This window comes from Pseudomonas putida NBRC 14164 (assembly GCF_000412675.1).
GTDB lineage: Bacteria > Pseudomonadota > Gammaproteobacteria > Pseudomonadales > Pseudomonadaceae > Aquipseudomonas > Aquipseudomonas putida.
On sequence record NC_021505.1, the window covers coordinates 5,710,774 to 5,731,106 of the forward strand.

Annotated in this window: 16 protein-coding genes; 6 read left to right on the plus strand and 10 right to left on the minus strand. The window is 64.3% G+C overall.

Translation table 11 applies throughout. The features are described 5' to 3' along the window. The first annotated feature begins 174 nt into the window (after nt 1-174). Together PP4_RS25430 and PP4_RS25435 are read left to right on the plus strand one after the other, a co-directional pair. Entirely contained in the window at nt 175-963 is a 789-nt protein-coding gene (locus PP4_RS25430; RefSeq protein WP_016501960.1) for a substrate-binding periplasmic protein, read from the plus strand. A gap of 217 nt (nt 964-1,180) precedes the next feature. Next, a complete protein-coding gene (locus PP4_RS25435; protein WP_016501961.1) occupies nt 1,181-3,076 on the plus strand; it encodes a DEAD/DEAH box helicase in 1,896 nt (631 codons plus the stop codon). 155 nt (nt 3,077-3,231) lie between these two features. Here PP4_RS25435 and PP4_RS25440 read toward each other — a convergent pair whose 3' ends face one another. From PP4_RS25440 to PP4_RS25450, 3 genes are all read right to left on the minus strand, one after another. Further along, nucleotides 3,232-3,810, minus strand: a complete 579-nt coding sequence (locus PP4_RS25440; protein ID WP_016501962.1) for a YceI family protein — start codon at nt 3,808-3,810, stop codon at nt 3,232-3,234. A 34-nt stretch (nt 3,811-3,844) separates the two neighbouring features. Continuing rightward, on the minus strand, nt 3,845-4,396 hold the full coding sequence (locus PP4_RS25445) for a cytochrome b (protein WP_016501963.1): 552 nt from the start codon (nt 4,394-4,396) through the stop codon (nt 3,845-3,847). Nucleotides 4,397-4,652: 256 nt separating this feature from the next. After that, a complete protein-coding gene (locus tag PP4_RS25450) occupies nt 4,653-6,497 on the minus strand; it encodes a flavin monoamine oxidase family protein (RefSeq protein WP_016501964.1) in 1,845 nt (614 codons plus the stop codon). Between the two features lie 210 nt (nt 6,498-6,707). Between PP4_RS25450 and PP4_RS25455 the strand changes: the two genes are divergently transcribed. From PP4_RS25455 to PP4_RS25465, 3 genes are all read left to right on the plus strand, one after another. Further along, nucleotides 6,708-7,199, plus strand: coding sequence for a hypothetical protein (locus PP4_RS25455; RefSeq protein WP_041167919.1), 492 nt, complete (start codon nt 6,708-6,710; stop codon nt 7,197-7,199). Between the two features lie 79 nt (nt 7,200-7,278). After that, a complete protein-coding gene (locus PP4_RS25460) occupies nt 7,279-8,685 on the plus strand; it encodes an adenosylmethionine--8-amino-7-oxononanoate transaminase (protein ID WP_016501966.1) in 1,407 nt (468 codons plus the stop codon). 163 nt (nt 8,686-8,848) lie between these two features. After that, nucleotides 8,849-9,568, plus strand: a complete 720-nt coding sequence (locus tag PP4_RS25465; protein WP_016501967.1) for a 16S rRNA (uracil(1498)-N(3))-methyltransferase — start codon at nt 8,849-8,851, stop codon at nt 9,566-9,568. Here PP4_RS25465 and trhA read toward each other — a convergent pair whose 3' ends face one another. From trhA to PP4_RS25500, 7 genes are all read right to left on the minus strand, one after another. Beyond that, entirely contained in the window at nt 9,569-10,186 is a 618-nt protein-coding gene (trhA, locus tag PP4_RS25470) for a PAQR family membrane homeostasis protein TrhA (protein WP_016501968.1), read from the minus strand. It abuts the gene before it with no gap. A 158-nt stretch (nt 10,187-10,344) separates the two neighbouring features. Next, the gene (locus PP4_RS25475; protein ID WP_016501969.1) at nt 10,345-10,818 is read right to left on the minus strand and encodes a chemotaxis protein CheW; all 474 of its coding nucleotides are present in this window, start codon (nt 10,816-10,818) and stop codon (nt 10,345-10,347) included. Further along, on the minus strand, nt 10,811-15,754 hold the full coding sequence (locus PP4_RS25480) for a hybrid sensor histidine kinase/response regulator (protein ID WP_016501970.1): 4,944 nt from the start codon (nt 15,752-15,754) through the stop codon (nt 10,811-10,813). The genes PP4_RS25475 and PP4_RS25480 overlap by 8 nt, the downstream gene beginning before the upstream one ends. 23 nt (nt 15,755-15,777) lie before the next feature. After that, nucleotides 15,778-17,802 carry a methyl-accepting chemotaxis protein gene (locus tag PP4_RS25485; RefSeq protein WP_231859038.1) on the minus strand — a complete coding sequence of 675 codons (2,025 nt, stop codon included), beginning with the start codon at nt 17,800-17,802 and terminating at the stop codon, nt 15,778-15,780. Between the two features lie 47 nt (nt 17,803-17,849). After that, nucleotides 17,850-18,404, minus strand: a complete 555-nt coding sequence (locus PP4_RS25490; RefSeq protein ID WP_016489540.1) for a chemotaxis protein CheW — start codon at nt 18,402-18,404, stop codon at nt 17,850-17,852. Next, nucleotides 18,401-18,766, minus strand: coding sequence for a twitching motility response regulator PilH (pilH, locus tag PP4_RS25495; RefSeq protein WP_016489541.1), 366 nt, complete (start codon nt 18,764-18,766; stop codon nt 18,401-18,403). The genes PP4_RS25490 and pilH overlap by 4 nt, the downstream gene beginning before the upstream one ends. A 47-nt stretch (nt 18,767-18,813) precedes the next feature. Beyond that, the gene (locus tag PP4_RS25500) at nt 18,814-19,215 is read right to left on the minus strand and encodes a response regulator (RefSeq protein WP_016501972.1); all 402 of its coding nucleotides are present in this window, start codon (nt 19,213-19,215) and stop codon (nt 18,814-18,816) included. A 152-nt stretch (nt 19,216-19,367) separates the two neighbouring features. Between PP4_RS25500 and gshB the strand changes: the two genes are divergently transcribed. Continuing rightward, nucleotides 19,368-20,321 carry a glutathione synthase gene (gene gshB, locus PP4_RS25505; protein ID WP_016501973.1) on the plus strand — a complete coding sequence of 318 codons (954 nt, stop codon included), beginning with the start codon at nt 19,368-19,370 and terminating at the stop codon, nt 20,319-20,321. Nucleotides 20,322-20,333: the final 12 nt, after the last annotated feature.

The following is a 20,333-nucleotide window of genomic DNA, read 5'->3' on the forward strand; positions in this document are numbered from 1 at the left end:
CGGGCATGCCCGCGAAGCAGGCAACGCGGTAGATGGCACCGGCTTCGCCGGTGTTCGCGGGCATGCCCGCTCCCACAGATCAGTATCTGAGCAGGGGAATCGCCCCACAGGATCGCGGCCGCTTTGAGTATCAGGCCTCTGGCCTTGATTCGGCCGAGCGCGTAATCTCCGGCCATGCCACTCGTCGCCCGCCTGTTCTGGATCCTGCTGCTCGCCTGCCTGAGCCCGTTGGCCCTGGGCGAGCGCCTGCGCCTGGTATCCGATGACTGGGCGCCCTACATTTATCAGCACGATGGCCAACCACGCGGTATCGACTACGAAGTCACCACCGAGGTATTAAAACGCCTGGGTGTCGAAGTGGAATGGCAGTTCCTGCCGTGGAAGCGCTGCCTGGCAATGATCGAGCAAGGCATGGCCGACGGCATTCTGGACATCTTCCAGAGCGAAACCCGGCGCCCCTATCTGGTGTACGCCCCCGAGCCCTTGTCGGAGGTCGAGTTCGTGCTGTTCCAGGCCCGTGCACGCCGCCATGCCGTGGCCGGGCCCGAAGACCTCACAGGCCTCACCGTAGGCACCTCGCCCGGCTATGCCTATGGCGCTGCGTTCAACCAGGCCACACATTTTCGACGTGAAGCAGCGCCGACCCAGGAAGCCAACTTCGGCAAACTGCTGCTGGGCCGTATCGACCTGGCAATCACCGACCGCGTGGTCGGGCATTACCTGATCCGGCAGCTGGGCATGGAACAGCAAGTCGAGGAACTGCCGCTGGTGATCAACCGCCAGGCCCAGTACCTGGGGCTGGTGCGCAAGCCGGGGCGCGAAACACTGGCCCTGGCCTTTGCCGAAGAACTGCAGCGCTTCAAGCAGGAACCGGCCTTTGCCGCCATCAGCCACCGTTACACAGGCGACATCGGAAACATTCTCAACGCCGTTGAGCAGCAGGAAAGCAGCACAGCGCGATAGCTCTGTTATACTCGGGCCTTCCCGCCCGGCTCACGCCCGGACGCTCGGCCTCGCAACAGGCATCCCGATCGGCACCGACGCCCCCTGGCGTTCCTCTCCGTTTCCCGGATGTGCAGTGAAAGCCCAGCTGGACCGGACGCGATCGCATCCCACCGATGCCCGTCGCGCCAGGCAGAACATCCCAACGGGCCCAGCCCACACGAGAACAGGATCGCCCATGTCCTTTGCTTCCCTCGGTCTCTCCGAGGCTCTTGTCCGCGCTATCGAGGCTGCGGGCTATACCCAGCCGACCCCCGTGCAACAGCGGGCGATTCCCGCCGTGTTGCAAGGCCGCGACCTGATGGTTGCCGCACAGACAGGTACTGGTAAAACCGGCGGCTTCGCCCTGCCGATTCTCGAGCGCCTGTTCCCGGCCGGCCACCCCGACAAGTCGCAGCGTCACGGCCCGCGCCAGCCGCGCGTGCTGGTGCTGACCCCGACCCGCGAGCTGGCAGCCCAGGTGCACGACAGCTTCAAGGTCTATGCCCGTGACCTGCCACTGGTCAGCGCCTGCATCTTCGGCGGCGTTGGCATGAACCCGCAGGTCCAGGCGATTGCCAAAGGCGTTGACGTGCTGGTTGCCTGCCCGGGCCGCCTGCTCGACCTGGCCGGCCAAGGCAAGGTCGACCTGGCCCATGTAGAAATCCTGGTGCTCGACGAAGCCGACCGCATGCTCGACATGGGCTTCATCCACGACGTCAAGAAGGTACTGGCACGCCTGCCATCCAAGCGCCAGAACCTGCTGTTCTCGGCCACCTTCTCCAAGGACATCACCGACCTCGCCGACAAGCTCCTGCACAACCCGGAACGTATCGAGGTCACGCCGCCGAACACCACCGTCGAGCGTATCGAGCAGCGCGTCTACCGCCTGCCCGCCAGCCACAAGCGTGCGCTGCTGGCACACCTGATCACCCTGGGTGCCTGGGAACAGGTATTGGTGTTCACCCGTACCAAGCACGGCGCCAACCGCCTGGCCGAGTACCTTGAAAAACAAGGCCTGACCGCCGCCGCGATTCACGGCAACAAAAGCCAGAACGCCCGCACCAAGGCCCTGGCCGACTTCAAGGCCAACAGCGTGCGCGTACTGGTCGCCACCGACATCGCCGCCCGCGGCCTGGACATCGACCAGTTGCCCCACGTGGTCAACTTCGAGCTGCCGAATGTCGAGGAAGATTACGTACACCGTATCGGTCGTACTGGCCGCGCCGGTCGTTCGGGCGAGGCCATTTCGCTGGTCGCACCAGATGAAGAAAAGCTGCTCAAGAGCATCGAGCGGGTAACCCGGCAGAAGATCGCGGACGGCGACCTGATGGGCTTTGACGCCAGCCAGGTGGAAGCCGAGAAACCCGAAGTACGCGAGCGCCCACAGGGCAACGGCCGTGGCGGTCGCAACCAGCAGGCCCGTGGCGAAGGGGGTAAAGACTCCAACGGCGGCCGCAAGGACAAAGGCAAGGATAAAGGCAGGGCCAAGCCACAGGCTGCCGACAAGCCGGCCGACAAGGAAAAGAGCGGCGACAAGCAACAGCAGCCGCGTAAACCGCGTGACAAAAAGCCGCGCCAGCCACAGCAGCAGGCCAGCAGCAACAGCGAGCCTAAAGCACAGGTTAACCGCGACCCGGAAGTATTCCTGGACGACGACGTCGACAACTTCGGCAACCGTGCCGACTATGTCAGCCCGTACCAAGGCAAGAACCAGGGCCGCAATCGTCGCCCAGGCGGTGGTGCTGGCCAAGCCCAGGGTACCGGCCAACGCAGCAACACCGGGGGCCAGGGCCAGGCTCGCAGTGGCGGCCAGCAACGCAATGGTGGCAGTGCCGGCGGCGAAAAACGCCCGCCCCGCGCCAACAACGGTGGCGGTGCCCGTCGTGATGGCGGCGGTGGCCGTGGTCGCCCGAACCGTGACGATGCTGCCCGGCAAGAGCCGGCCGTGAGCAACCAGCGCCAGCCGGAAAAACAGCCGGTGATCATCCGCAAGGAATCCAAGCTCGACCGTTTCCCGACGCCTGAGCAACTGGATGACCTGCCAAGCCGCCCGCGTGGCGAGAAGCCTGCGCTGCTCACCCGCAAAGGCTGATACAACAGAGGGGGCTGCTTTGCAGCCCTTTCGCGACACAAGGCCGCTCCCACAGGTTCCGCGCAGTGCATGAAATCTGCGCAATACCTGTGGGAGCGGCCTTGTGTCGCGAAAGGGCCGCAAAGCGGCCCCCTCGGTCTTTCAGCTAAAGCAAATTACTTCTGCTTCACACCTTCAACACTGATATCCAGGTCCAGGGTCTGCGAAGTCGCGCCTGGGCCCTTGATGCCGAAGTCGTTCAGGTTAAGGGTAGTGGTGGCGTTGAAACCAGCGCGCTCACCGCCCCATGGGTCCTTGCCTTCACCGTTGAAGGTGGCCTTGAAGGTGACCGGCTTGGTCACGCCGTGCAGGGTCAGGTCGCCGGTCACGTCAGCAGTCTTGGCACCCGTCGACTTGACGGCAGTAGAGACGAACTTGGCTTCAGGGTACTTCTTCACGTCGAGGAAATCGGCGCTGGCAATGTGCTTGTCACGCTCGGCGTGGTTAGACCACAGGCTGGCGGTTTTCAGGTCGACGCTGATCTTGCTGGCTTCTGGCTTGGCGCTGTCCCAAGTGAAGTTGCCGTCGAAGTCCTTGAAGGTACCGTGGATGAAGCTGTAGCCCAGGTGGCTGATTTTCCAGTCGACGAACGCGTGCTGGCCTTCCTTGTCGATCTTGTACTCGGCAGCCATGACCTGGCCGGCGGAAAGCAGAGCGGTACCGAGCGCCAGAGCGGCAAAAGTCTTTTTCAACATCCTTATTTCCTTCCTATGCAATTGAGGTTGAGAGTCAAGCTTTGCGGCCCAACATGCGAGTCAGGGTCGCGTCACGGTCGATGAAATGGTGCTTGAGCGCTGCCAGGGCATGCAGCACGGCAAAAATCACCAGGCCCCAGGCCAGCCAGAGATGAATCACACCCGCAACATCTGCCTGGTCAGGCAGGTCGCTGATCAGTGCCGGCACTTCGAACAGGCCAAACACCGGAATGCCGACGCCGTCGGCGGTAGAAATCAGGTATCCGGCAGCCATCACTGCAAACAGACCCAGGTACAGGGCCAAGTGGCCAAGCTTGGCCGCCAGGCGCGTGAATGCGCCATGATTGGCGGGGGCAGGTGGTGGCGGGCTGATGAAACGCCAGACTACCCGCAGCAGCATCACCGCCAGCAACACCAGGCCGATGCTTTTGTGCAGGTCCGGGCCGGCTTTGCGCCAAGGGCTGTAATAGTCGAGGCCGACCATCCACAGGCCCAGGCCGAACAGGCCGAAGACTGCCAGCGCCACGCCCCAGTGCAGGATGATGCTGACCACGCCGTAGCGAGAAGGTGAATTGCGCAGTTGCATGTTGGCGTGTATCCCCGTGAAAGCTGTGCACAGACTAACGCGTAACGTATCGAAGAAAAGCGGAAAAAGTTGCTTCGGTTTATCGAGAAATCCGATATGTATTCTGTAAGCTTGCCATTAAGGAAACATTAACGATAGTCGGGGAAGTTGAGGTTGCCAGTACAGGCCTCTTCGCAGCACAAGGCTGCTCCTACAGGGGTATGCGGTGCCTGTAGGAGCAGCCTTGTGCTGCGAAGGGGCCGGCACTGTCGATCAATCAGCCAGCCTTGGCCTGGGTATTGGCCACAGGTTTCTTGGTCGGCTCGGATTTGGCAGTTGCCTTCCTGGTTTCGGCAGGCTTGTGCGCCGGCGCATGCTTGGTCGGGGCGGCCTTGGTTGCCGCAGGCTTGGCAGCCGCTTCCTTGATGACAGGTGCAGGTGCTGCCGGAGCCGGCGCGGCCTGGGGAGCAGGCGCAGGTGCCGGCGCCACTTCCTCTGCCTTGGCGATTGGCTCAGCCTTCACCTCTGGCGTATCCGCCCCGCCAAACAGGCGTTTGAAGAAACCTGGCTTGTCCTGCCTGGCCTCTTCGGCCTGCTTCGGCTCAGCCTTGACCGGCGGTTTGTCAGCCTTGTCGGCCTTGTCGGACGAACCACCGAACATATTGGAGAAGAACCCGCCCTTGCTATCCTTGGCTGCCGCGGCCCCTGCCGCCGCAACCGGCACCGCCTTGGCGGGGTCGAACGACTTCCCGGCCAACAGGTCCTGTGCCTGGCTGGCCGCACGCTGGCCACTGCGCAGGGCGCCTTCCAGGGTGCCCGGGTACAGGGCATCGGTGTGTTCACCGGCAAAGGTGATGCGCTGCACCGGGCGCTCCCACAGGCGCCAGTATTTGCTGATCTGCCCCGGGCCGTAGGCCAGGTAAGCGCCGCCGGTACCGGCGTCAGTGCTGTAGCGCTTGACCTCGTAACCGGTGAAGGCACCACGGGCCTGCGGGTAGAACGCATGCAGGCGGATCAACACCTGATCGACCATCTGCTTGTCGCCGAACGCCTGCAGCAGGCGGGCGTTGTCCCCGGAAAGGTTGATCACCACGTTGGCGCCGCCCTTGAGCGCTGGCTCGATCCACAGCATGCCGAGGCCGGCGTTGCTGAAGATTTCGCCCGACATGCGCGCGCGGCTTTCCCACACAGGCTTCTTGAACTTGAGCATCAGCTGGTCGCGCCAGCCATAGTTGGTGCCTCTGAGCGCTGCCACGTGCTGGGTGTCCAGGCCCGGGGTCATCTGGATCTTGGCCAGGGCACGCAGCGGCACGGCCATGACCAGGTAATCCGCCTGGTAGCCAACGCTACCGACTTTTACCGTTACGCCATCCTTGTCCTGGACGATGGCGGTGACCGGCGAGCTGGTCTTGATGGTCTTCAGCTGCTTGACGAAGGCCTGGGCCAGCACCGGGCTGCCACCGGGCAGGCGCGCGGCACGCAGGTCACGGTCGCTGACACCGCGGTACACACGGTTCTGCTGGGCGAAATACAGCAGCGACAGGCGCGACGGTTCATCGTAACGGGTACGGATCTGCTGGTTGACCAACTGACGGGCGGTGGCCGGCAGTTGAAGTTTGTCCAGCCAGGTGGAGACGTTGATCTGGTCGAGGGCGAACAGCGTGCTGGTCGCCTGCGGGTTCAGCGGGTCATCGATCGAACGGGCCAGGTCATCAAGGGTTTTCTCGTAGCGCTTGAGCGCTTCGGCGGTAGCCGGTTGCTTGGTGGCCAGGTCGGTGGCGCTGAAGTACTCACCGTCGATCAGGTAACCGGGGGTACGCACGAACTCCGGTGCTGGCAGTGTTTCTAGCTTGAAACGGTCAAGGTACTGGTTGAGCACCGGCTGCGCCTTGGCATTGCCGATCCACTCGCTGGTGGCCAGGCCCGAACGCCCGCCCATGCCCGACTTGGCCTCCAGCAGGGTCACCTGCCAGCCTTTGTTCTGCAGCTCGTACGCTGCCGTCAGGCCCGCCAGGCCGCCACCCACGACAATCGCCGTGGGCGTCTTGTCCTTAGCCAGCGCGGCGCCGCTGGAGACACCAATCAATACCAACGCGCACAGGCGCACCCAAGCAGCAGCCATGTCGGCGGACTCCGAGTCAGAGGTTACAGAAACGGGGAGAGGCAGGAATGCCCCGGGAAGATGCGTTAAGAATACGTCAGGTCCGACCACCCTGCCAGCGCAGTGACATCAAGTCCTTTTGGCAACTGACATTTTTGCCAGTAGCCATGTCACACGGCGGCAGAGGAAGCTGGCGAAACTGGCCAGAAGCCCCGCCAGGAGGGCATGCGCATGATCTTCGAGGAGCACTTCCAACACGTCGAACGGCAGTTTCTATGGCACAAGCAGACACTTCATACAGCCTCCGGCCTGAGCATCCGCTCCAACAGCACCTCGTGGACCGGCTTTCATGAAGCGTTCAAGGGTGAAGACGGTACCGAGCTGGTCATCGGGGAGCACAGCGACGTGGAAATCGTCTTCGCCCAGGAAGTCGAGTGCCTGCGCCTGGAATACTACGTGGTCAGCGACTTTCTCTGCGACGACCTGCACATGCTGTTCGATGCTGAAAGAGTAGATTGCGACCTGGCCACCCCGATACCGCGCAACTTCTACTGGCTCACAGTGGAAGGCAGCGGGTTTCGCGACCTGCGCCCTGGCCCCATCGCCACGAACCCCTACCACCAGGTGATCGACGGCCCCTTCCGCCGCCTGACCATCTCCACTTCGCAGGCCGGTACCGTGCACATCCGGCGCCTCGAATGGACCGGCACCCACCGCCATTGAAAGGCAGCGGTTGTCCTGCCTTGCGGCATTGCTTAGGCTTACGCGGTCGAACCACGCCGCAAAGCCAGGAGAAGTGCCCATGGGCCTCAATGATCAGTGGATGCAACGCGACCTCAAGGTCCTGTGGCACCCCTGCACCCAGATGAAAGACCACGAGCAGCTGCCGCTGATCCCGATCAAGCGCGGCGAAGGCGTGTGGCTGGAGGACTTCGAAGGCAAACGCTACCTGGACGCGGTGAGCAGTTGGTGGGTCAATGTGTTCGGCCACGCCAACCCGCGCATCAACCAGCGCATCAAGGACCAGGTCGACCAACTGGAGCACGTGATCCTGGCCGGTTTCAGCCATCAGCCGGTCATCGAGCTGTCTGAACGCCTGGTGGCCATGACCCCGGCCGGTCTCGACCGGGTGTTCTACGCCGACAACGGCTCGTCCTGCATCGAAGTGGCGCTGAAGATGAGCTTCCACTACTGGCAGAACGTCGGCAAACCGGACAAGAAGCGCTTCGTCACCCTGACCAACAGCTACCACGGCGAAACCATCGCCGCGATGTCGGTAGGTGATGTGCCGCTGTTCACCGAAACCTACAAGGCGTTGCTGCTGGACACGATCAAGGTGCCCAGCCCCGACTGCTACCTGCGCCTAGAGGGCATGAGCTGGGAAGAGCACTCTCGCAACATGTTCGCCGCCATGGAGCAGACCCTGGCCGAGCACCACGCCTCGATCAGCGCCGTGATCGTCGAGCCGCTGATCCAGGGTGCCGGCGGCATGCGCATGTACCACCCGGTGTACCTCAAGCTGCTGCGTGAGGCCTGCGACCGCTACGACGTGCACCTGATCCACGATGAAATTGCCGTGGGCTTTGGCCGTACCGGCACGATGTTCGCCTGCGAACAGGCCGGCATCCGGCCAGATTTCCTGTGCCTGTCCAAGGCCCTGACTGGTGGATACCTGCCGCTGGCCGCCTGCCTGACCACCGACAAGGTCTACCAGGCGTTCTATGACGACTACCCGACCCTGCGCGCGTTCCTGCACTCACACAGCTACACCGGCAACCCGCTGGCGTGCGCTGCGGCGCTGGCGACCTTGGACATCTTCGAACAGGACAACGTGATCGAGGCCAACAAGGCCTTGGCCACGCGCATGGCCACTGCCACTGCGCACTTTGCCGATCATGCACACGTTGCCGAAATCCGCCAGACCGGCATGGCCCTGGCCATCGAGATGGTCAAGGACAAAGCTGGCAAGGTGGCGTACCCCTGGCAAGAGCGACGTGGCCTCAAGGTGTTCGAACACGCCCTGACCCGCGGCGCCCTGCTACGCCCGCTGGGCAGCGTGGTGTATTTCCTGCCGCCGTACGTGATCACCCCGGAGCAAATCGACTTCCTTGCAGAAGTTGCCAGCGAAGGCATCGACATCGCCACCCGCGACAGCGTCAGTGTTGCCGTACCGGCCAACTTCCACCCCGACTTCCGCGACCCGGGCTAGGCCCGGCAATTCGCCACACCACTTTTCCTGTGGGAGCGGGCGTGCCCGCGAACAAGGGCGAAGCCCTTGCCAGGCACCGCAGCGCCTGATTCGCGGCGGTTCGACGCATCGACACGCCCGCTCCCACAGGGAATCTGTGTCTCTCTATTTACCGAGCAAACCCATGAGACTGTCCCGCTTCTTCATCGACGCCCCCCTGAGCCTTGGCGAGCATGACCTGCCCGAAGCCCAGGCCCACTACATCGGCCGCGTACTGCGCATGGCCCCCGGCGACGCCGTGCAGCTGTTCGACGGCAGCGGCCAGGAATACCTCGGCCAGTTGCTTGAAGTGGGCAAGAAAACCGTACGCGTCAGCCTCGACCGGGCCCTCGCCGGCCAGGCCGATTCACCGTTGCACGTGCACCTCGGCCAGGGCCTGTCCCGTGGCGAGCGCATGGACTGGGCGATCCAGAAAGCCACCGAGCTTGGCGCCAACGAGATCACCCCGATCGTCAGCGAACGCTGCGAAGTGCGGTTGAAAGACGAGCGCGCCGACAAGCGCCTGGCCCACTGGCGCCAAGTGGCGATCAGCGCCTGCGAACAATGCGGCCGCTCTACCCTGCCGGTCATCCACCCACCCGTGACCCTGGCCGAATGGCTGGGCAGCACCCAGGCGGACCTGAAACTGGTCCTGCACCCGGTGGCCGAGCCGCTTACCAGCCACGAAAAACCTGCGACCCTGGCGTTTCTGATCGGCCCCGAAGGCGGCCTGAGCGAGGCCGAAGTCGAGCAGGCCAAAGCGTCCGGCTTCCACGCCGCCCGCCTTGGGCCACGGGTGCTGCGCACCGAAACTGCGCCAGTGGTGGCGCTGTCGGTGGCACAGCAATTGTGGGGGGATTTTTAACTAGAGCACGTAGAACGACACCGCCACGAAGTGCAGCAGGCTGCCGGTAATCACGAACAGGTGCCAGATGCCGTGCGCGTGGCGCAAACGGCTGTCGAGCGCGAAGAAGATGATGCCCACGGTGTAGAACACTCCGCCGGCGGCCAGCCAGGCAAAGCCGGCGCCGCCCAGCGAGTGCAGCAACGGCTTCACTGCCACCAGCACGATCCAGCCCATCACGGCATAAATGATGATAGACAGGACCCGCGCTTCGGAGCGCGGCTTGATCTCCTGCAACATGCCGATCACCGCCAGCCCCCAGACCACGCCGAACAGGCTCCAGCCCCAGGGGCCACGCAGACTGACCAGGCAGAATGGCGTGTAGCTACCGGCGATCAGCAGGTAGATCGACAGGTGATCGAGCTTGCGCATGATCACCTTCGCCCGCCCGCGGGTGCTGTGGTACAGGGTGGAGATGCTGTACAGCAACAGCAGCGTGCCGCCGTAGATGGAGAAACTGACGATCTTCCACGGGTCGCCTTGCAGGCCCGCGAGCACGATCAGCCAGATGGCACCGAAACTGGCCAGGACAGCACCGACCAGGTGGGTCCAGGCGTTGAAGCGTTCACCGTAATACATGCAAACACAGACCTCTTCAGGTGGGCTGGGTTCCTGATGTGATGCTGATGGCCTCTTCGCGGGCATGCCCGCTCCCACAGGGAATGCACAGGACTCAAGGTCAGTGCTGTACCTGTGGGAGCGGGCATGCCCGCGAAGAGGCCCGCGCAAGCATCATCCTACCCAATGTCAGGTTGCAGATCCGCGTCACGCACCAGCCTTTCCAGTGCAACCAGGTCCGGTATCCGAGCCACCTGCTCGCCCACCTGCACCGCCGCCAGTTCCAGCCTGCCCAGCGCCACATCCACGTAGTTCAACTGGCTGTCGAGCTTGCACGAGCGCGGTATGTCTTGCAGCAACAGCGCCAGGTAGCGCAGGCCGGTATCACCCAGGGCATTGAGCACCACCACTCGAGCCCGCTCACCGCACGGTGTTTCACCACCGCACGCCGCCTCGAAGCCGATTAGCGGCAGGCGCTGCTGCCGCCAGTCGATCCAGCCCAAGTGCCAGGCGGGGTCGCCGGACTGGCACACCAGGTTGCGCTGGCCGCTCAGCTCGGCCACCGCCACGTTGGGCAGCACCAGGGTACGGTCACCCAACGGCAGCAACAGCCCGGTCAGGCTGCTGCGCTGGCCGGAGATCAGTTCAAGCATGGGTTTGGCTCCAGTGGGCAATGCTCTGCAACAGCAGCGACTCCTGATACGGCTTGCCCAGGTATTCGTTGACGCCGATGGCCATGGCACGGTCGCGGTGCTTCTGCCCGGTGCGTGAAGTAATCATGATGATCGGCAGGTCCTTCAGCCGCTCGTCACGGCGAATGCGCGTGGCCACCTCGAAGCCGTCCATGCGTGGCATTTCAATGTCCAGCAGCAATACGTCGGGGCGGTGCTCTGCCAGCAGGGCCATGGCATCGACCCCGTCCTTGGCCGTCAGCACGCTCATGCCGTGGCGCTCCAGCAGGCGGCTGGTAACTTTGCGCACGGTCACCGAATCGTCCACCACCATCACCAGTAACGCGCGCCGCGGCGCCGGGCCGAGCAACTGGCGCTGGGTGCCACCACCGGGCAAGCGGGCCAGGCGCCGCTGCTGGCCGCGCAACTGGCCAAGCAGGTCGAGAATCAGCACGACCCGGCCATCGCCCAGCAACGTCGCCCCCGACAATCCGGCAACCGCAGCAAACTGTGGCCCCAGGCTCTTCACCACAATCTCGCGGCTGGGCGACAGGCTGTCGGCCTGGATGGCGAACGACTGCTCCTTGGAATGCACCAGCAGCACCGGCAACGGCACGCTCTGCCCCAGCAGCGCGGGGCGCGGCAGGCCTTGCAGCAACTCGCCCAGGTAGCGCAGCTCGTATTCGTGGCCGGCGTAGACATAGCGGGGCGTGTCCAGCTGATAACAAGCCGCCAGCTCTGCCGGCGGTACGCGGACGATGCCCTCGATGGTGTTGAGCGGGATCGCGTATTGCTCTTCGCCCAAGTGCACCATCAGCACACGGTTGATCGATACGGTGAACGGCAGCCGGATCAAGAAGCGTGCACCCTTGCCCTGGGCCGACTCAATGCTCATCGAGCCACCCAGCTGCTTGACCTCCTCGTGCACCACGTCCATGCCCAGGCCCCGCCCGGATATCTGGGTGATCTTCTCGGCGGTGGAAAAACCCGGGCGCAGGATGAACTGCAGGATCTCGTGATCGCTCAAGTCCGCCTGCGGGTCCAGCAGGCCGCGCTTGATGGCCTTGCGCCGCACCGCATCCAGGGGTACACCGGCACCGTCGTCAATCATTTCGATAACGATATCGGCGCCTTCGTGCAGCAAATTCAAATGGATGGTGCCCTGCTCCGGCTTGCCAGCAGCCAGCCGCGCTTCGCGGCTTTCCAGGCCATGGTCGACTGCGTTGCGCAGCATGTGCTCCAGCGGCGCCACCATGCGTTCGAGCACACTGCGGTCCAGTTCGCCTTCGGCGTTGCCGACCACCAGTTCCACCTGTTTGCCCAGCTCGCTGGCCACTTGCCGCACCACACGTTGCAGGCGTGGCACCAGGCGTTCGAAGGGCACCATCAGGGTGGCGGTCAGGCCTTCCTGCAACTGGCTGTTCACCCGCGCCTGCTGCTGCAGCAGGCTGTAGGCCTCCTGGGCACGCTGGGCCAGGGTTTCCTTCAGGTCGAGCAAGTCCGAGGCAGACTCGAACAAGGCCCGCGACAGTTGCTGCAACTGCGAGTGGCGGTCCATTTCCAGGGGGTCGAAGTCATCATAGGCATCGCTTTCGAACGGCTGGCGGCTGGAGATCCGCCCCTGGGTCTCGATGTCCAGGCGCAGCAACTGGTCGCGCATGCGCTCCAGGGTGGTTTCCATCTCGTTGAGGGTGAACTGCGCATCGTTGACCTGCTGCTCGATGCGCCCACGGATGATCGAGTGTTCGCCGGCCAGGTTGCCCAGGTCATCGAGCAACTCGGCGTCAACCTTGACCATGTCGCCTGGCGCCCGCTCTGGCGCTGTCGCCGGCACCTCGCTGGTGGCGGCTTCGACCGGCCCTTGGCCAGCTGCGCTGTCGGTCAGGGCTGCGCTGCTGAAGTTACGGATATAGTCGATCAGCGCCGTGGCAGCATGCAATGGCTGCCCCAGGCGCACGGCATCAAGCATGTGCGCCAGGCGGTCATGGCAGTTCTGCAGCAACGCGAACAGTGGCGGGCTCGGCGGCAAACGCCCGGCCGCCAGCAGCTCGTAGAGAAACTCCAGTTCGTGGGCCAAATCTCCGATCGGGGCAATTTCGACCATGCGCGCCACGCCCTTAAGGGTGTGCAGATCGCGCATCAGGTTGTCCACCTCGACGCTGCTGCGCGGGTCGGCCTGCCAGCGTGCCAGGGATGCGGCGGCGCTCTCGACGATGTCCGAGCTTTCTTCGAGGAACACTTCCAGCAGCTCTTCGCCGGGGCTTTCCGGCTCTTCAGGCAGTGGCTCGGCCACCTCTGGCTGCAAAGGGGTATGCGACAGCCCCAGGGTATCCGTCAGGTCCATGTCCGGGTGCAGCGGGGTGACCGTGTCGATGCCCACCAGGCCGGTGGCATCCGGGGCCAGGGCCTGGTCCAGCAGGTTGCGCAGGCTATCGACAAGCTCTGGCCGTGACGCGATATCCTGCCCGGCCGCCACTTCGTCGAGCATGTCCAGCAGGGCTTCATGGCCGTGCTGCGCCTGGGCGAAAAAGCGTGCATCGGCGGGCAGGCTGCCCTCTTCTACCGCGCCATACAGGTCCAGCAAGGCCTCGCACACCTCATCCATCTGCCACAGGTCGGCCAGGTGCGCGGCGTGGCCCAGGGTGGTCATCTGGTCGAGCAGTGTATCCAGTGCGTCACGCTGGCCAGGCTGTTGCTGCCAGCGCGACAGCAACGACTCGGCATCGAGCAGAATGTCCATGGCCTGGGCGAGGAAACTGGCAACCAACTGCGGGTCGCGCTTGCTGCGCCGGGCATGCTGCGGTTCGTCATGCACGCTGGCCAGGCGGTTATCTACTGCCTGGCCAACTGTTTCGATCAGCTCCGCTGCGCCAGGGATGGCTGCCAGCGGCGTGCTGTCCAGTTGCGCCAGGCCCAGATGGAACAGCGAGCGCGCGGCTTCCAGCCATTCGATCTCGGCCATTTGCAGGGGCAGTTGATGGCCCTTGTATTCACGGGCCAGGCGGTCGAAGGCGGTGGCCAGCTCGGCGACCGGCATCACCCCGGCCATGGCGGCGCTGCCCTTGAGCGTGTGCAGGGCACGTTGCAGGCCATCGCTGACCGGCGTGTCATGGCCGTCGGCGCCCTGCAGGAAGGCATCGAGGCTGGCCAGATGGCCCAGCGCCTCACTGCGGAAGATATCCAGCAATTGCGGATCGAGGCCATCGATATAGGCCGCCGCGGGTGCGTCGTTTTCAGCCAAGGCATGCAGGTGCCCCGCCAGTTGTTCGATTTCGGTCAGTTGCGGCAGCTGGCCGGCGGCAAAGTCGGCCAGCAGATCAGGCAGATGGACGAACACCTGTTGCAGGGCCACCACCCCTTCAGGGCTGAGCACACTCCGGCCCTCCAGCACCCGGTTCAGCAGGTGCTCGGCGCCCCAGGCCAGTTCGGCCACCGCCTCGGCATGCACCATGCGTCCACTGCCCTTGAGTGTATGCAGCGCGCGGCGCACTTCCCCGAGTGCCCCGCGCTGCTGGTTGTCCGCACGCCAGCGCAACCAGTGGCGCTCGATTTCCGGCAGCAACTCGCCCGCTTCTTCGAGGAACACCTCGCGCAGCTCGTCATCAATGCCATCGCCCTCGGCATCCAGGCCCGCGCGGGCGTCCGCCTGCGCACAGTGCACGCCCAACGCCGCCAGGCTGGCGCGCGCCATGTCGATGAACGGCTGGCCATCCGCCAGCGGGTCGGCCACCCGCCACTGCAGGTAGCACTCAGCGGCGCTCAGGGCCTCGGCCAGGTGGGTCAGCTCGTCAGCGGGTGGCTCATCCTCAAGGTGCTGCAACCAACGCTGCACATAGCTTGCGCAGCCGGCGATCAGCTCGGCCACGGCGGGCAGCATCAACATGGCCAACGCCCCGCGAACCTGCTGCAACAGCCCCGGCAAGGGTTGCAGGCGCTGCCGGGGCCAGTCGGACTCCAGGTAATCGCCGATCAGGTCTTTGCCCTGCTGCAATACGTTCAGCGATTCGTTCAGCACCAACTGGCGTATCTCGGCCAGGTCCGAACCTGGCAGCCCGCCTTGGCCGTTTTCCTCCAGCGGGCCGACCATGCCGTTCAGGGAGGCTTCCACATACAAGAGGGCGCCCGCTACATCCATCAACACCGCGTCGTCTACCGCCCGTTCGCCCTGGGCCAGGGCCTGCAGCGCCAGCACCTGGTCGATGATCACCCGCCGTGGTTGCTGGAAGCCCAGCACAGCCAAGGTGTCGGCTACGTGGCGCAGGGGCGCCAGCAGGGCATCGAGCTGCTCGCTGTGCTGACGGTCGCTGCGCACGAACTGGTCGAGGCGCTCCTTTATGCGCATGAGGTCGTCGCACAGCGCGGTCACCACCGACCGCAGCGCATCGCGGCCTGGCCCGGCCTGTAATTGATCGCGCCAGTTGCCCAGCGACAGGTCGAGGTTGGCCAGGTCATCGGAGCCGGCAAAGCGCTGCGCAGCACCGCTGATCAGGCTGGCCTGGGCCAGCGGCTCGATGCCACGGCAGGCGCGCAGCTGGTTGAGCAGCGGCAGCATCACCAAGGGCAGGTCGTGGCGCGCACCACGCAAGCGCTCAAGGTATGAGGGCAATTGCTCCAGGCCGCGGAACAACGCCCCCAGGCAATCACCCCGCGGGCTCACCTGGCCGTCGGCCAGAGCCTTGGCGAACAGTTCCAGCTCTTCGGCCAGGCGCGTCGCACCTCGCAGTTCGAGCATGCGCAGGCAGCCGTGCACCTGGTGCAGGTTGTCGACCACGAAGGCCAATATCGACAGGTCGCCGGGCTCGCCGGCAAAACGCTCCAGCGCCTGGCGCGCCTGGCCCAGGCAGTCGAGAATGGCAGCCTTGGTCCAGGCCAGCGCCACCGTGTCGTGGCGCTCGGGGCTTACAGCAGCAGATGCCATGGTCACTTCCTCGGCGCGGCGCCTCACTTGGGCTCGGCAGGTGGTGGCAGGGTGAAACCGGACACCGAACGGCGCATCTCGCTGGCCATGCGGGCCAGGTGGCGAATGCTGTCGGCAGTGGCACCGGAGCCGGCGGAGGTCTGCGCGGTAATCTGCTGGATGACCGCCATGGTGTGGGAGATCTGCCCGGCCGACGAAGTTTGCAGCTGGGCAGCGTCGGAGATGCTGTGGATAAGGTCGGCCAGGTTCTGCGATACCCCTTCGATCTCGGCCAGCGCCACCCCGGCATCCTGGGCCAGGCGGGCGCCGCGCACCACCTCGGCGGTGGTCTGTTCCATGGAGATCACCGCCTCGTTGGTGTCGGCCTGGATGGTGCGCACCAGCGCCTCGATCTGGCGGGTAGCCGAGGACGAGCGTTCGGCGAGGCGCTGCACTTCGTCGGCGACCACGGCAAAACCACGGCCGGCCTCACCGGCCAGCGAGGCCTGGATCGCCGCGTTGAGGGCCAGGATGTTGGTCTGGTCGGCAATGTCGTCGATCAGGCTGACGATGTCGCCGATTTCCTGGGAAGACTCACCCAGGCGCTTGATCCGCTTCGCGGTGTCCTGGATCTGCTCGCGAATGTTGTCCATGCCATTGATGGTGTTATGGACCACCTCGTTACCCTTGTTGGCGATGGCCACCGAGCGTTCGGCTACCTTGGCCGATTCGTAGGCATGCGCGGACACCCGGTCGATCGACTCGACCATGTCGCCGACGGCCTCGGAGGCCTCGCTGATCTGCTCGGCCTGGTGCTCGGACGCCTTGGCCAGCTGGCGAGCGGTGTTTTGCGTGTCCTGCACGGCCGCAGCCACCTGCACGGCGCTGTGGTTGATGGTGGCCACAAGGTCGCGCAGCTGGTCCACGGAATAATTGATCGAGTCGGCAATGGCGCCGGTAAAGTCTTCGGTTACCGATACGGTCACGGTCAGGTCGCCATCGGCCAGCTCTTCGATTTCGTCGAGCAGGCGCATGATCGCCTGCTGGTTGCGTTCGTTCTTTTCCGCCGTTTCGCGCAGCTGGCGGTTGGTGGTGCGCACCATGACCAGGCCGATGAGAATGATCGAGGCCAGCGCCAGCACGCCCAGGGCATAGCCGCCCACAGTATCGAGGGTGCGCCCGCCGGCCAGGTTCTCGAAACCGTTGGCCAGGTGCGACGCTTCGTCGAGCAGGGTTTGCGACAGGCTGAAGATGTTGCCGGCAGCTTCGCGCACGCGGAACAGTTCGGGCGAGGTTTCGAGGATTTCATCCACAGAACCGGCGACGAACTGGAACAGTTCGGCGATTTCCGCCAGCCGCGCGCGGGCGTCGGCGTCTTCGACGCGGGTTATCTGGATTGCCGCGTTGCCGCTGAGCATGCCCTCCAGCACCTGGCCAAAGCGCCCGGCATCGCGGCCAAAAGCGTCGGCCGCCTGGGCTGCGGCATCGTCACCGGCCAGCACAGTGTTGACCGAACCAAGGATGCGCTCGGCCAGCAACAGTTGGCGCTGGGCCACCGCCACCTGGTTGGCCGGGGCGCCGCTTTGCAGCAGGATCTCGACCACCTTCTCGTATTCCACCTGCAACTGCGGCACGGTTTCGGCCAGGGTCGCCGCTACCTGGTGCAGCGACAGCACAGTCTGCTCGCTGGCCAGGATGGTGTCGGTGTTCTTGCGCAGGTTTTCCCAGTCGCGGCGTACCGATTCCATCTCGTCACGCACCGTGGGCGGCGCGGGCGGCAGGCCGGTGGACTTGTCACCCTGGCGCAGGTAGCCCCAGCGCCGCTCAAAATCGTTGCGGGCATCCGACAGCAGCTTGAAGGCCAGGGCCTTGCCGGTCGCGGCTTCAGTGGCGTTCTTGGCGATACGTTGCGACAGCACTCGCAGTTCCCCGGCATGGCCGATGTACTGCTTGTCGTAATTGGACTGGGTGTTCAGGTACGCGAAGTTGGCGAACAACAGGATGATCGACAGGATCAGGATCAAAAACAGCACAGTGATCTGCGCGATGCTGCGGGTACGCAGGCTCACGGTGGTTGCGGTAACGGAGGTGGCAGGCTTGTTCACGTTCGCAGGTCCTATAACGCCACATCGAGAAAGCCCGGCGCCTGGGCCAGGGCGAAGGGGCTGAAGATCGCCCAATTGCGTTCACGCGGGAAATGCCCCTGCACAAAACGTGCAGCGGCGCGCAGCAGTGGCTGGGGCGGCGAGAGCTGCAGGCTGTCCAGGTCAAAGTGCTGCAAGCCCAGTACCTCGTCCACCAGCAGGCCGACGAACAGGGCCTCGTGGTCCAGCACCAGCACCCGCCGTTGCTTGCCCGGGGCGGCGTGGCCCAGGCCGAAGAAGCTGCTCAGGTCCATCACCGGCAACAACCGGCCGCGCAGGTTGGCTACCCCGCACACCCATGGCTGCACACCGGGGACGCGGCTGCTGCGCGGTTCACGCAGCACCTCGGCCACCTCGCCCATGGGCGCGACAAACCACTGCCCGGCAATGCGAAAACCGATACCGCTCCACTGTTGCAGGCGGTTGTCTTGCGGCGGTTGGTCGGCGACCAGCAGGCGACAGCGCCGGTCAATGTCCAGCAACAGCTCGAAGGCGGTCAGCGACGCGCCTTGCGGGCGGGTGGTCAAGCGCCTAGCACTTCTTTGAGCTTGGCGATCAGGTCGTCTTCTTCCACGGGCTTGGTCACGAACCCCCTCGCGCCCTGGCGCTTTGCCCAGATGCGATCGGTTTCCTGGTCTTTGGTGGTAACGACCAATACTGGAATGGCGCTGGTCTCGGGGTCCTTGCTCAGTTGCCGGGTCGCCTGGAAGCCGTTGAGAACAGGCATGACGATATCCATCAACACTGCATCGGGCTTTGCCTGACGCGCCAGCGCCACGCCATCGGCACCGTTGCTGGCTTTGAGCACCTCATGACCGTGCTTTTCAAGCCATCCGGCCAATTTGTACATCTCTGTCGGCGAGTCGTCGACAATCAGAACTCGGGCCATGCTGTTTCCCCATCAGGAAAGTAAGGCCGTGCCATGGCGGGGCGCGGTCAGGGTGCGTGTTGTGGAGGCGCGGTAAACCCGGGCACGTGGGCGCGGATCGCGTCGAGCAGCTCTTCCTTGCTGAACGGTTTGGTCAGGAACTGATCAGAGCCGACCACCCGGCCGCGGGCCTTGTCGAACAGGCCATCGCGCGACGACAGCAGGATCACCGGAGTGTCCTTGAAAGCACTGTTGTGCTTGATCACGGCGCAGGTCTGGTAGCCGTCCAGGCGCGGCATCAGCACATCAACGAAGATGATGCTGGGCTGGTGGTCGACGATCTTGGCCAGGGCATCGAAGCCGTCGCTGGCGGTGATCACCTCGCAGCCCGCTTCACCGAGCAGCATCTGCGCGGTGCGGCGGATCGTGCGGGAATCGTCGATCACCATCACCTTCAGGGGTTGTTCCATAGACGCCTACCAATGGAAATTAGCTGCACTTTTAGCATACTCCGGGTGGCCATTCCATCTGCGCCGCCCCTTGACCGGCGGCGTTCGCGGCGCCACCCTGAGCCACTTTTCTTTCGCCATCGCGGCCACCTGCCGCCAAGAGGAACCACCCCATGAGCGTTCGCCTCGGCATTGTCATGGACCCCATCGCGTCCATCTCCTACAAGAAGGACAGTTCGCTGGCCATGCTGCTGGCCGCCCAGGCACGCGGCTGGAGCCTGTTCTACATGGAACAGCAAGACCTGTACCAGGGCGAAAGCAAGGCCCGCGCCCGCATGCGCCCGCTGAAGGTGTTTGCCGACCCGGCGCACTGGTTCGAGCTGGGCGAGGAGCAAGACACCCCACTGGCCGAGCTGGACGTGATCCTGATGCGCAAGGATCCACCCTTCGACATGGAGTTCGTCTACAGCACCTACCTGCTGGAGCAGGCCGAGAATGATGGCGTGCTGGTGGTCAACCGCCCGCAGAGCCTGCGCGACTGCAACGAAAAGATGTTCGCCACGCTGTTCCCGCAGTGCACCACCCCAACCCTGGTCAGCCGCCGCCCGGACATCATTCGCGAATTCGCGGCCAAGCATGTTGACGTGATCCTCAAGCCGCTGGATGGCATGGGCGGTACGTCGATCTTCCGTCACCGCGCTGGCGACCCCAACCTGTCGGTGATCCTCGAAACCCTGACCGCACTGGGCACCCAGCAGATCATGGCCCAGGCTTACCTGCCAGCGATCAAGGACGGCGACAAACGCATCCTGATGATCGACGGCGAGCCAGTGGACTACTGCCTGGCGCGTATTCCGGCCAGCGGCGAAACCCGTGGCAACCTGGCCGCTGGCGGGCGTGGCGAAGCGCGCCCGCTGACCGAGCGCGACCGCTGGATTGCCGCCCAGGTCGGCCCGACCCTGCGCGAGAAGGGCCTGTTGTTCGTGGGCCTGGACGTGATCGGCGACTACCTCACCGAAATCAACGTCACCAGCCCCACCTGCATCCGCGAGATCGATGCTGCCTACAACACCGATATCGGTGGCAAATTGATGGATGCCATTGATCGCCAGCTCAAGGCGCGCTGACAGCCAACGCGA